We start from the raw sequence: 12323 nt of genomic DNA, 5'->3' as shown, positions 1-12323 counted from the left end.
GCCTGGCGCCCCGCTTCCTGCAGTCAGCTCCCCAGAAGGAGAACCCATGCACGCTCTGTTCCTCGCTCCCACCGGTTTCGGCGGTGGCCTCAACTCCGTCAGCCTCGGCCTGATCCGCGCCCTGCAGCAGGCCGGCCTCAAGGTCGGCTTCTTCAAGCCGATCGCTCAACCCTTCCCGGTCGACCTCGGCCGCGAACGCTCCTGCCTGATGGTCGAGCGCACCCTGGGCCTTGCCAGCCCCGAGCCGCTGCCGCTCGAACAGGTCGAGCGCCAACTGGCCGACGGCGAACTGGACCTGCTGCTCGAGGACGTGGTCAGCCGCTACCAGCAGGCGGCGGCCGGCAAGGACGTGGTGATCGTCGAAGGCATGGTGCCGACCCGCGGCTCCGACTATGCCGCGCGCATCAACACCCACCTGGCCAAGAGCCTGGATGCCGAGATCATCCTGGTCGCCGCCCAGGGCAGCGACAGCCTCAAGCAGATGGCCGAACGCATCGAGATCCAGGCGCAGATGTTCGGTGGCGCCAAGGACCCCAAGGTACTCGGCACCATCCTCAACAAGGTCAAGAGCGAAGACGACGTGCCGGCCTTCGTCGAGCGCCTGCAGCAGCAGCTGCCGCTGCTCGGCAGCGAGACCTTCCAGCTGCTCGGCGCCGTGCCGTTCGCCGCGGAACTCAACGCCCTGCGCACCCGTGACATCGCCGAAGCCCTCGACGCCAAGGTGTTGAACGCCGGCGAAGCCGAACAGCGCCGGGTGAGCAAGATCATCCTCTGCGCGCGCACCGTGCCGAACATGGTCCAGCTGCTGCAGCCGGGCGTGCTGGTGGTGACCCCGGGCGATCGCGACGACATCATCCTCGCCACCTGCCTGGCCTCACTCAACGGCATCAAGCTGGCCGGCCTGCTGCTGACCGGCGACTTCGGCCCGGACCAGCGCGTGCTCGACCTGTGCAAGGCCGCCCTGGACGGCGGCCTGCCGGTACTCAGCGTGAACAGCGGCTCCTACGAGACCGCCAACAGCCTGTCCGGCCTGAACAAGGAAACCCCGGCCGACGACATCGAGCGCGCCGGCCGCGTCACCGACTTCATCGCCCAGCACCTGCACCCGGAATTCCTGCACACCCGCTGCAGCCTGCCGCGCGAGCTGCGTCTGTCGCCGGCGGCGTTCCGCTACCAGCTGGTCAAGCGCGCCCAGGACGCCGACAAGCGCATCGTCCTGCCCGAAGGCAACGAACCGCGCACCATCCGCGCCGCCGCCATCTGCCAGGAGCGCGGCATCGCCCGCTGCGTGCTGCTGGCCAAGCCGGAAGAAGTGCAGGCCGTGGCCAGGGAGCAGGGCATCATCCTGCCGGCCGGCCTGGAGATCCTCGACCCGGCCAGCATAAGCGAGCAGTACGTCGCGTCGATGTGCGAGATGCGCAAGGCCAAGGGCCTGACGCCCGAGCAGGCGCGCCAGCAACTCGAGGACACCGTGGTGCTCGGCACCATGATGCTGGCCCTCGACGAGGTCGACGGCCTGGTTTCCGGCGCCGTGCACACCACCGCCAACACCATCCGCCCGGCCCTGCAGCTGATCAAGACCGCGCCGGGCTACAACCTGGTGTCCTCGGTGTTCTTCATGCTGCTGCCCGACCAGGTGCTGGTCTACGGCGACTGCGCGGTGAACCCCAATCCGAACGCCACCGAGCTGGCGGAGATCGCCCTGCAGAGCGCCGAGTCCGCCGTGGCCCTGGGCGTCAATCCGCGCGTGGCGATGATCAGCTACTCCACCGGCAGCTCCGGCAGCGGCGCCGAGGTGGAGAAGGTCGCCGAAGCCACCCGCATCGCCCAGGAGCGTCGCCCGGAACTGCCGATCGACGGCCCGCTGCAGTACGACGCCGCCTCGGTGCTCAGCGTCGGCAAGCAGAAGGCGCCGAACAGCAAGGTAGCCGGCCAGGCCACCGTGTTCGTGTTCCCCGACCTGAACACCGGCAACACCACCTACAAGGCCGTGCAGCGCAACGCCAGCTGCATCAGCGTCGGCCCGATGCTGCAAGGTCTGGCCAAGCCGGTGAACGACCTGTCGCGCGGCGCACTGGTGGACGACATCGTCTTCACCATCGCCCTCACCGCCCTGCAGGCCGCCAGCATGGCCGAGCAGAAGCAGAAGGAGCAGGAGCAGGGCCTGCTGATCGAGGCCTGATCCTGCCTTCGGCCGCCGGCAGGATAACGTGACGGTGGCCGAAAGATGGCGCAACGGTCAATTGACCGCACACCGCGCCATCCCTATACTCCGCGACCATTGCCTCGATGGCGGAATCGGTAGACGCAGCGGATTCAAAATCCGCCGCTGGTAACAGCGTAAGAGTTCGAGTCTCTTTCGAGGCACCAAGCAAGTGAACAAACCCGCTCAGGCGGGTTTTTTCATGCCTGTCACTTTTGCATCCGCACAAGCGAGCCCGCCATGTCCAAGCACCAGCTGCGCCCGCAGGGCGATTTTCCTCCCGCCGGACTGGTCCGCCGCCTGGCGGCGATGTTCTACGACTTCCTGCTGTGCATGGCGCTGATGATGGTGATCACCCTGCTCTACCAGCAGGGTCTGCTGCGCCTGATCCATGGCGCCGAACAGCTCAAGGCGCTGGCCGACGCCGGCGCACTGGATCGCGATCCGATCCTCGCCAGCCTGCTGCTGGTCGGTGTATTCGCCTTCTTCGCCAAGTTCTGGACCCACAATGGCCAGACCCTCGGCATGCAGGTGTGGGGCATCCGCATCCAGAACAGGGACGGCAGCGCCATCGACCTGTGGCAGGCCTTGCTGCGCTTCTTCATTGCCATCGGCTCCTGGCTGTGCTGCGGTCTCGGCTACCTGTGGATGCTGTGGGACAAGGACAAGCTGACCTGGCACGACCGCTACTCGGAAAGCGTGGTGGTCCAGCTGCCGAAGAAGCCCAAGCGCTGAACAGCCCGGCTGGCTGAGCGCCAGCCTAGACTGAGCAGGCAGACCCGTCACTGCCTGCCCGCCCGGCGCTTGTGGCGGCAGGCCATCCGAGGCGTCGGCATGAACATAGCGCGAGGCTGGGGGCTTCACCGTGTCGCGACCCGCGCCCTGCCGGTCGCGCTGGGACTGCTCGTGCTGGGCGCCTGCGCTAGCCGTGGGCCGACGCCCGACGCTGCCTGCGCTGCATCCTTCGCCGCGCTGCACGCCGCCACCGCAACCACCCGCGACGCCCAGTACCACCGCCTCGACGACTTTCCCGGCCTGCGCAGCGACCGCGTGCTCGCCGCGCTCGGCGAACATGCCCGCGGCCCGGCGGCGCGCAGGTTGTGGCTGCAGCGCCTGGCGGCACACGACCGCGAGGCCAGTGCCATCGAACGCGGCAACCTGCCACCCGCCCGGCGCCACCGCCTGCCCGCGGTCGCGGGCCTGGAGCACTGCCGGCAACAGCAGATCGAACGCCTGAGCCGCGACCCCGCGGCCTTCCGCCAGGCCGTGCGTGCAGCCCAGGTGCCCTCGGACTACCGGCGCTGGGCCCGCGCCCTGGGCCTCTATCCGCTGGCCAAACCCTTCTACCGCCGGGCCATCGCCGCCTGGCAGCGCGAGGCCGCGGCGCAGCAGGCCCCGGCGGATCACGCCGACTGGCTGAGCTATCGCCCGCCAACCGCGCCACCGGTGAGCGTTGCCCGCCTGCAGGAAGATGCACTCGGCCTGCCGCAGGCCGAGCCGACCCAGCTGGCCGCCCTGTTCGCCCGCCACGCCCCGGAGATCCGCGTCGCCCAGCGTAGCGCGGCCGACCGCCTCGGCTCTCCGCGCTTCGCTCGTAGCGGCGAGCGCCGCTTCGACGCGCAAGACCCGGTGCTCTATCGCCATCACGGTTGGAGCCGCCTGCATGGGCGCTGGCATCTGCAGCTGATCTACCAGTTCTGGTTCCGTGAGCGGCCGCCGGCCGGGCCTGGGGATATCTACGCCGGCGTACTGGACGGCCTGCTGTGGCGGGTGACCCTCGACGCGGACGGCGACGCCCTGCTCTACGACGCCATCCATCCCTGCGGCTGCTGGCATGCCCTGTTCCTGCCGGCCGACTCGCCGCTGCAGTTCCGCCAGCCGGCCGGCGAGGAACAGCGTCTGGCGCGACGCCTGAGCCTGCCCGGCAGTCAGCCGGCCACCCTGTGGCTGCGCGGCGGCGATCACGCCCTGCTGTGGGTCGACGCGCGTCGCGCGTCCCGCCCCGCCAGCCGCTACCGCTTCGCCGACCTCGACGTGCTGCGCCAGCTCGCCCATCCCGACGGCCAGCGCAGCCTCTATGACCAGCGCGGCCTGGTGCCCGGCAGCCAGCGCCTGGAGCGCTGGCTGCTGTGGCCATCGGGGGTGGTCTCGCCAGGTGCGATGCGCCAGTGGGGGCGCCATGCCAGCGCCTTCATCGGCAAGGCGCACCTCGACGATCCGGACCTGCTCGGCCGCTACCTTTATCAGCCGGAATGAACGAGGCCGGCGCAAGCGCCGGCCTCGTCGTTTGCCACGCCGAAGGAATGCCGTCAGCCGGCCCGGCGCAGCAGCCAGACGCCGGCCAGCGCGCAGATCCCCGCCGGCACCAGCACCGCCAGCAAAGGCGAGAAGCCGAACACCAGACTGGACGGACCGAGCAGGTCCTGGGCGATGCGGAACACGAAGCCCACCAGCACGCCGGTGAACACCCGCTGGCCGAGGGTCACCGAGCGCAGCGGGCCGAATATGAAGGAGATCGCCAGCAGCACCAGGGTGGCGGTGACCAGCGGCTGCAGCGACTTGGTCCAGAACGCCAGCCAATAGCGGCTGTTGTTGAGGCCCTGCTCGCCTAGGTAGTGGATGTAGCGCCACAACCCGGTCATCGACAGCGCGTCCGGCTCCAGCACCACGGTGCCGAGCAGCTGCGGGGTCAGCTCGACGTCCCAGCGCTCGCTGGGCGCCTTGACCACTTCGCTGCGATCGGCGTGCAGGACGGTGGTGGCGACGTTCTCCAGCTGCCAGTGATCGTCCTGGTAGCGGGCACGGCGGGCGAAGCTGGCACTGAGCAGCACGCGCTGCTCGTCGAAGCGGTAGCGGGTCACGCCGAGCAGCACGCCGTTGGGCTGCACCGAGTTGATGTGCACGAACTCCTGCCCCTGACGATGCCACAGGCCCCGCCGGGTACTCTGTGCCTCGCCGCCGCCCTGGGCCAGCGAGCGGCCGCTCTGCGCCAGGTTTTCGCTCCATGGCGAGACGTACTCGCCGATCAGCAGGCCGACCAGCATCAGTACCAGCAGCGGCTTCATCACCGCCCAGACGATGCGCCCCAGCGATACGCCGGCGGCACGCATGATGGTCAGCTCGCTGCTGCTGGCCAGGGTGCCGAGGCCGATCAGGCAACCGATCAGCGCCGCCATCGGCAGCAGTTCGTGGATCCGCGTCGGGATGGTCAAGACGATGTAGCGCGCCGCCTCGGCCACGCCGTAGCCGGCCTCGAGGTCGCCCAGCTCGTCGATGAAGGCGAACAGCAGGGCCAGACCGACGATCACCCCCAGCACGGCGAGGATGCTGAACAGCACGCTGGTGCCGATGTAACGATCAAGCCTGACCACGGACGGCCTCCTTCGCGGCAGTGCGGGCCGCCCATTTCAAGCGCAGCGGCTCCCAGTACAGCATCAGCAGGCCGACGGCGAGGAACAGGCCGTGCACCCACCACAGGCCGAGGGCTGCGGGCAGGCGGCCCTTGTCCAACTGGCCGCGCATGGCGATCAACAGGGCCAGGTAGGCCATGTACAGGAGGATCGCCGGCAGCAGCTTGAGGAAGCGTCCCTGGCGCGGATTGACCCTGGACAGCGGCACCGCCAGCACGGTGACCACGAATACCAGCAGCGGCAGCGACAGACGCCACTGCAGCTCGGCCTGGAGGCGCGGATTGTCACTGCCGAACAGCTCGACGGTGGGGATGCCCTCGCGCTCGTTCATCTCGCTGGCCACTTCCGGCTTGGGCAGCAGTACGCCATAGCGGTCGTACTGGATCGCCCGGTAGTCGGCCTGCCCCGGCTTGCCGTCGTAGCGGTAGCCGTTCTCGAGGATCAGGTAGCGACTGCCGTCGGGGCGGATTTCCTGGCGCCCCCGCTCCGCCACCAGCACGCTGATGCCGCGCTGCTTGTCGCCGTCGCGCGACAGGCGCAACTCGGAGATGAACACCCCGCCCAGCTCCTGGCCATCCTCGGTCAGGCGCTCGGTATAGGTCACCCGCGAGCCGCTCTTCAACGCCTGGAAACGCCCCGGCACCAGGGTATCGAACTCGGTCAGTGCGTCCTGGCTGTTGAGCACCTGCTCGACCCGGGCCACTCCCTGCGGCGCCAGGCCGAGGCTCAGCCAGCCGACCAGCAGCGCGACCAGCGCGGCCGGCGCCATGCTGTAGGCGAGCAGACGCTGGCGGCTCATGCCGGCAGCCGACAGCACGCTCATCTCCGACTCGAGATACAGGCGCCCGTAGGCCAGCAGGATGCCGAGGAACAGGCCGAGCGGCAGGATCAGCTGCAGGAAGCCCGGCAGCCGGAAGCCCATGATCATCAGCAACACCCCGGGGTCCAGCAACCCCTGGGCAGCCTGCGCCAGATACTTGATGAAGCGCCCGCTCATGATGATCACCAGCAGCACGGCACTCACCGCACTGAGGGTCACCAGCACTTCACGGGACAAATAACGAAAGATGATCAAACCGGGACTACTCCAGGGTTGTCAGGCTCGGGCGGCAACGCTCAAACTAGCCGCCAGTCGCGCCGGCCGCCGTGGCGTCACGCCCGTTGAATGAAAGTCGGCCGGCATTATCCTGCAATACCGTCTGTTTGTCTTGGGGACCCCCGTCCATGCAATTCCTCGTCAAGAGCGCTCGTCCGGAAACCCTGAAAACCGCCACTCTGGTGCTCGCCGTCGGCGAAGGCCGCAAGCTCGGCGCCGCCGCTCGCGCCGTCGATGCCGCCAGCGAGGGCGCCCTGAGCGCCCTGCTCAAGCGCGGCGACCTGGCCGGCAAGCCGGGCCAGACCCTGCTGTTGCACAACCTGCCGGGGATAAAGGCCGAGCGCGTGCTGCTGGTCGGCTGCGGCAAGGAGCGTGAACTCTCCGACCGCAACTACCGCAAGGTAGTTTCCGCCGCCCTCGCTGTGCTCAAGACCCTCGGCGGCGGCGACGCCGCGCTGACCCTCGGCGAGCTGATGGTCAAGGGCCGCGATCTGTACGCGCGCACCCGCCTGCTGGTGGAAGTGCTGGCCGACGGCCGCTACGTGTTCGACCGCTTCAGGAGCGAAAAGGCCGACACCCCGGCGCTGAAGAAGGTCACCCTGCTGGTCGAAGAAACCGAAGTTGCCGAGACCGAGCGCGGCGCCGCCCACGCCCAGGCCATCGCCAACGGCATGGCCTTCACCCGCGATCTGGGCAACCTGCCGCCGAACCTGTGCCACCCGAGCTTCCTCGCCGACGAGGCCAAGGCGCTGGCCAAGCAGTACAAGAACCTCGAGGTCGAGGTGCTCAACGAGAAGAAGCTCAAGGAGCTGGGCATGGGCGCCTTCCTCGCCGTGGCCCAGGGCAGCGACCAGCCGCCGCGGCTGATCGTGCTCAACTACCAGGGCGGCAAGAAGGACGAGCAGCCCCAGGTGCTGGTCGGCAAGGGCATCACCTTCGACACCGGCGGCATCAGCCTCAAGCCGGGCCTGGGCATGGACGAGATGAAGTACGACATGTGCGGCGCCGCCAGCGTGCTCGGCACCTTCCGCGCCCTGGTCGAGCTGCAGCTGCCGATCAACGTGGTGGGCCTGCTGGCCTGCGCCGAGAACATGCCCAGCGGCGGCGCGACCCGTCCCGGCGACATCGTCACCACCATGAGCGGGCAGACCGTGGAGATCCTCAACACCGACGCCGAAGGCCGTCTGGTGCTGTGCGACACCCTGACCTACGCCGAGCGCTTCAAGCCACAGGCGGTGATCGACGTCGCCACCCTCACCGGCGCCTGCATCGTCGCCCTCGGCAGCCACACCTCAGGCCTGCTGGGCAACAACGACACGCTGATCAAGCAGATCCTCAAGGCTGGCGAGCACGCCGGCGATCGCGCCTGGCAGCTGCCGCTGTTCGACGAGTACCAGGAACAGCTGGACAGCCCGTTCGCCGACATCGCCAACATCGGCGGCCCCAAGGCCGGCACCATCACCGCCGCCTGCTTCCTGTCGCGCTTCGCCAAGCAGTTCCACTGGGCGCACCTGGACATCGCCGGTACCGCCTGGATCAGTGGCGGCAAGGACAAGGGCGCCACCGGTCGCCCGGTGCCGCTGCTGACCCAGTACCTGCTCGAACGCTGCAAGTGAGGCCCATCCGGCCGGCGTACGCGCCGGCCGGAGCCGACCGATGAAGCGCATCGACTTCTACATCCTCCCGGGCAGCGACGCCGGCGCGCGGCTGACCTACGCCTGCCGCTTGGCCGCCAAGGCCTGGCGCGAAGGGCACCGCATCTACCTGCACTGTCAGGACGCGGCGCAGTGCGCGGCGCTGGACGAGCGGCTGTGGAGTTTCAGCGCCGCCAGCTTCGTACCGCACCAGTTGGCCGAGACCGACAACGACGCCCCGCTGCTGCTGGCCTGCGGCGCGGATGCCGGCGGCGAGCAGAGCCTGCTGATCAACCTGGCCAGCAGCGTGCCGCCGTTCTTCGAGCGCTTCGCGCGCATCGCCGAGGTCGTCAACCAGGACCCGCAGACCCGCGAGGCCCTGCGCAGCAGTTACCGCTTCTACCGCGAACGGGGCTATGCTCCCCAGCATCTGAACCTGTGACGCCGCGAGCCGCCGATGGACACTCCGCCGATTCCACCGCACTCCGCCCATCTGCCCGACTGGGCCAGTGACGAACTGCCGCTGCTGACCGAAACGGTCGGCGAGCCGGTCATTCCGCTGCTGCGGGAGCCAGTGGACGTCGTGCCGCTGCTCAGCGAGCAGGTGCCGGCCAACCCGCCAGCCACGCCCCCGGTCACCCCGCCCCCGGCCGTCAGCCGAGCCGTGCCGACCGACAGTGCCAGTGCCAGCGCCATGCCGATGGCGCAGATCGAGCGCGAGCTGCATGCGGCCGCCCAACTGATCATGCAGGAAGTGATCGACGACTACATGCTGCAGATCGAGGCCGAACTGCACCGTCGCCTGGAAGACCACCTGGCCAGCCTGCTGCGCGCCGGCCGGCGCTGATCGGGATCCCAATCCCCCCGGCCCGGAATCCCCCCCAGCCCCCCTTTTGAAAAGGGGGGAGTGGGTGCGGTGCGGTTGCTGAGGTTCTGCTGCCTCCGATGCTCTGCTACTTACACCAGCCAGGCAAACACCACCAAACCATCCCCCCCTTTGCAAAAGGGGGGTTAGGGGGGATTCCTCCCCATCGCCCCGCCCTACGCCCCCGCGCCGATCCCCGTTATACTTCGCGGTTTTCCGATCAGCTGCCGCAAGGGTCCCGCCGCGCATGGACAAGACCTACCAACCCCACGAAATCGAATCCCGCTGGTACGCCGAGTGGGAGGCGAAGAACTACTTCGCGCCGCAAGGTTCCGGCGAGTCCTACACCATCGCCCTGCCGCCACCGAACGTCACCGGCAGCCTGCACATGGGCCACGGCTTCAACAACGCGATCATGGACGCGCTGATCCGCTTCCGCCGCATGCAGGGCCGCAACACCCTGTGGCAGCCGGGCACCGACCACGCCGGCATCGCCACCCAGATGGTGGTGGAGCGCCAACTGGCCGCGCAGAACCTGTCGCGCCACGATCTCGGCCGCGACAAGTTTCTGGAGAAGGTCTGGGAGTGGAAGGAAGAGTCCGGCGGCACCATCACCCGGCAGATCCGTCGCCTCGGCTCCTCGGTGGACTGGTCGCGCGAGCGCTTCACCATGGACGAGGGACTCTCCGAGGCGGTCAAGGAAGCCTTCGTGCGCCTGCACGAGGACGGCCTGATCTACCGCGGCAAGCGCCTGGTCAACTGGGACACCAAGCTGCACACCGCGATCTCCGACTTGGAAGTGGAGAACCACGACGAGAAGGGCTCGCTGTGGAACCTGCGCTACCCGCTGGCCGACGGCGAGAAGACCGCCGAGGGTCAGGGCTACCTGATCGTCGCTACCACCCGTCCGGAAACCATGCTCGGCGACAGCGCCGTGGCGGTGAACCCCAACGACGAGCGCTACCAGGCGCTGATCGGCAAGTTCGTCGAGCTGCCGCTGGTGGGCCGACGCATCCCGATCATCGGCGACGACTACTGCGACCCCGAGTTCGGTACCGGCTGCGTAAAGATCACCCCGGCCCACGACTTCAACGACTACGAAGTCGGCAAGCGCCACAACCTGCCGCTGATCAACATCCTCGACAAGGACGCGGCGATCCTCGCCACCGCCCAGGTATTCAACCTCGACGGCAGCGTCAACGCCGCGTTCGACGCCCGCCTGCCGGCCGAATATGCCGGGTTGGACCGCTTCGAGGCGCGCAAGCAGATCGTCGCCGCCTTCGACGCCTTGGGCCTCCTCGAGAAGATCGACGACCACGCGCTGAAAGTGCCCAAGGGCGACCGCTCCGGCACCATCATCGAGCCGTGGCTGACCGACCAGTGGTACGTCTCCACCAAGCCGCTGGCCGAGAAGGCCATCGCCGCCGTGGAAGACGGCCAGATCCAGTTCGTTCCCAAGCAGTACGAGAACATGTACTTCAGCTGGATGCGCGACATCCAGGACTGGTGCATCAGCCGCCAGCTGTGGTGGGGCCACCGCATCCCGGCCTGGTACGACGAGGCCGGCAACGTCTACGTCGGCCGCGACGAGGCGGAAGTGCGCGCCAAGCACAACCTCGGCGACGCCGTCCTGCGCCAGGACGACGACGTGCTGGACACCTGGTTCAGCTCCGGCCTGTGGACCTTCTCGACCCTCGGCTGGCCGCAGCAGACCGAGTTCCTGAAGACCTTCCACCCCACCGACGTACTGGTCACCGGCTTCGACATCATCTTCTTTTGGGTCGCCCGGATGATCATGATGAGCCTGCACCTGACCGGGCAGATCCCGTTCAAGACCGTCTACGTCCACGGTCTGGTGCGCGACGGCCAGGGCCACAAGATGTCCAAGTCCAAGGGCAACGTGCTCGACCCGCTGGACATCGTCGACGGCATCGACCTGGAAACCCTGGTGGCCAAGCGCACCAGCGGCATGATGCAGCCCAAGCTGGCCGAGAAGATCGCCAAGCAGACCCGCGCCGAGTTTCCCGACGGCATCGCCAGCTACGGCACCGACGCCCTGCGCTTCACCTTCTGCTCGCTGGCCTCCACCGGCCGCGACATCAAGTTCGACATGGGCCGCGTCGAGGGCTACCGCAACTTCTGCAACAAGCTGTGGAACGCCACCAACTTCGTGCTGGAGAACACCGACGGCAAGGACTGCGGCATCAATGATGAACCCGTCGAGCTGTCCTCGGTGGACCGCTGGATCATCTCCGCCCTGCAGCGCTGCGAGCAGGACGTCACCCGCCACCTCGACCAGTTCCGCTTCGACCTCGCCGCGCAGTCGCTCTACGAGTTCGTCTGGGACGAGTACTGCGCCTGGTATCTGGAGCTGGTCAAGCCGGTGTTGTGGGACGAAACCGCCAGCGTCGAGCGCCAGCGCGGCACCCGCCGCACCCTGGTGCGCGTGCTGGAGGTCATCCTGCGCCTGGCCCACCCGTTCATGCCGTTCATCACCGAGGAAATCTGGCAGCGCATCAAGGCGCTGGCCGGCAAGAGCGGCCCGACCCTGATGCTGCAGCCCTGGCCGGTGGCCGACGAGGCGAGGATCGACGCCGCCGCCGAAGGCGACATCGAGTGGGTCAAGCAGCTGATGCTCGGTGTGCGCCAGATCCGCGGCGAGATGAAGATCTCCATGGCCAAGCGCATCGACGTGGTGCTGGCCAACGCCAGCGAGCTGGACCGCCAGCGCCTGGCCGCCAACGAGCCGCTGCTGGCCAAACTGGCCAAGCTGGAATCGATCCGCGTGCTGGCCGCCGGCGAGGAAGCCCCGCTGGCCGCCACCGCGCTGGTCGGCGACATGCAGGTGCTGGTGCCGATGGCCGGGCTGATCGACAAGGACGCCGAGCTGGCGCGCCTGGACAAGGAGCTGCAGCGCCTGGAAGGCGAGGTCAAGCGCGTCGGCGGCAAGCTGGCCAACGAGGGCTTCGTCGCCAAGGCCCCAGCCGAGGTGCTCGACAAGGAGCGCGCCAAGCTGGCCGAGGCCGAACAGGCGCTGGCCAAGCTGGCCGAGCAGCGCGCGAAGATCGCCGCGCTCTAAGTCGCCGCTGTCAGGCACAAAGGCCCGCCACCGCAA

At 68.3% G+C, this 12323-nt stretch carries 9 protein-coding genes and 1 tRNA gene; 8 read left to right on the top strand and 2 right to left on the bottom strand.

Annotated elements, in window-relative coordinates:
* The first annotated feature begins 46 nt into the window (after positions 1-46).
* The 4 genes from pta to BMZ19_RS01095 all read left to right on the top strand — a co-directional run bounded on the left by pta (position 47) and on the right by BMZ19_RS01095 (position 4459).
* Entirely contained in the window at positions 47-2182 is a 2136-nt protein-coding gene (gene pta / locus BMZ19_RS01110; protein ID WP_090305576.1) for a phosphate acetyltransferase, read from the top strand.
* A 101-nt stretch (positions 2183-2283) separates the two neighbouring features.
* Positions 2284-2370 (top strand) — tRNA-Leu (locus tag BMZ19_RS01105).
* Between the two features lie 73 nt (positions 2371-2443).
* Entirely contained in the window at positions 2444-2938 is a 495-nt protein-coding gene (locus BMZ19_RS01100; protein WP_090305573.1) for an RDD family protein, read from the top strand.
* Positions 2939-3037: 99 nt separating this feature from the next.
* Positions 3038-4459: a hypothetical protein gene (locus BMZ19_RS01095; RefSeq protein WP_090305570.1), complete on the top strand. Its 1422-nt coding sequence runs from the start codon at positions 3038-3040 to the stop codon at positions 4457-4459.
* Between the two features lie 53 nt (positions 4460-4512).
* On the opposite strand, the gene lptG is transcribed toward BMZ19_RS01095, so the two are convergent.
* Positions 4513-5574, bottom strand: coding sequence for an LPS export ABC transporter permease LptG (gene lptG / locus BMZ19_RS01090; RefSeq protein ID WP_090305567.1), 1062 nt, complete (start codon positions 5572-5574; stop codon positions 4513-4515).
* Complete coding sequence (lptF, locus tag BMZ19_RS01085) at positions 5561-6688, bottom strand: LPS export ABC transporter permease LptF (protein WP_090305562.1); 1128 nt, start codon at positions 6686-6688, stop codon at positions 5561-5563. The genes lptG and lptF overlap by 14 nt, the downstream gene beginning before the upstream one ends.
* A 149-nt stretch (positions 6689-6837) precedes the next feature.
* Between lptF and BMZ19_RS01080 the strand changes: the two genes are divergently transcribed.
* The 4 genes from BMZ19_RS01080 to BMZ19_RS01065 all read left to right on the top strand — a co-directional run bounded on the left by BMZ19_RS01080 (position 6838) and on the right by BMZ19_RS01065 (position 12287).
* Positions 6838-8325 carry a leucyl aminopeptidase gene (locus BMZ19_RS01080; RefSeq protein WP_090305560.1) on the top strand — a complete coding sequence of 496 codons (1488 nt, stop codon included), beginning with the start codon at positions 6838-6840 and terminating at the stop codon, positions 8323-8325.
* Positions 8326-8365: 40 nt separating this feature from the next.
* On the top strand, positions 8366-8785 hold the full coding sequence (locus BMZ19_RS01075; protein WP_090305558.1) for a DNA polymerase III subunit chi: 420 nt from the start codon (positions 8366-8368) through the stop codon (positions 8783-8785).
* 15 nt (positions 8786-8800) lie between these two features.
* Positions 8801-9190, top strand: a complete 390-nt coding sequence (locus BMZ19_RS01070) for a hypothetical protein (RefSeq protein WP_090305556.1) — start codon at positions 8801-8803, stop codon at positions 9188-9190.
* A 265-nt stretch (positions 9191-9455) separates the two neighbouring features.
* Positions 9456-12287, top strand: a complete 2832-nt coding sequence (locus tag BMZ19_RS01065) for a valine--tRNA ligase (protein WP_090305554.1) — start codon at positions 9456-9458, stop codon at positions 12285-12287.
* Positions 12288-12323: the final 36 nt, after the last annotated feature.

This window comes from Pseudomonas linyingensis, from assembly GCF_900109175.1.
Taxonomy (GTDB): domain Bacteria; phylum Pseudomonadota; class Gammaproteobacteria; order Pseudomonadales; family Pseudomonadaceae; genus Geopseudomonas; species Geopseudomonas linyingensis.
This window is presented reverse-complemented; position numbering and strand designations above follow the sequence as displayed.

Bases quoted from the DNA above. Each gene is read 5' to 3' on its own strand.
- BMZ19_RS01100 (WP_090305573.1), top strand. From the start codon at position 2,444: ATGTCCAAGCACCAGCTGCGCCCGCAGGGCGATTTTCCTCCCGCCGGA.
- BMZ19_RS01075 (WP_090305558.1), top strand. From the start codon at position 8,366: ATGAAGCGCATCGACTTCTACATCCTCCCGGGCAGCGACGCCGGCGCG.
- BMZ19_RS01065 (WP_090305554.1), top strand. From the start codon at position 9,456: ATGGACAAGACCTACCAACCCCACGAAATCGAATCCCGCTGGTACGCC.
- pta (WP_090305576.1), top strand. From the start codon at position 47: ATGCACGCTCTGTTCCTCGCTCCCACCGGTTTCGGCGGTGGCCTCAAC.
- BMZ19_RS01080 (WP_090305560.1), top strand. From the start codon at position 6,838: ATGCAATTCCTCGTCAAGAGCGCTCGTCCGGAAACCCTGAAAACCGCC.
- BMZ19_RS01070 (WP_090305556.1), top strand. From the start codon at position 8,801: ATGGACACTCCGCCGATTCCACCGCACTCCGCCCATCTGCCCGACTGG.
- BMZ19_RS01095 (WP_090305570.1), top strand. From the start codon at position 3,038: ATGAACATAGCGCGAGGCTGGGGGCTTCACCGTGTCGCGACCCGCGCC.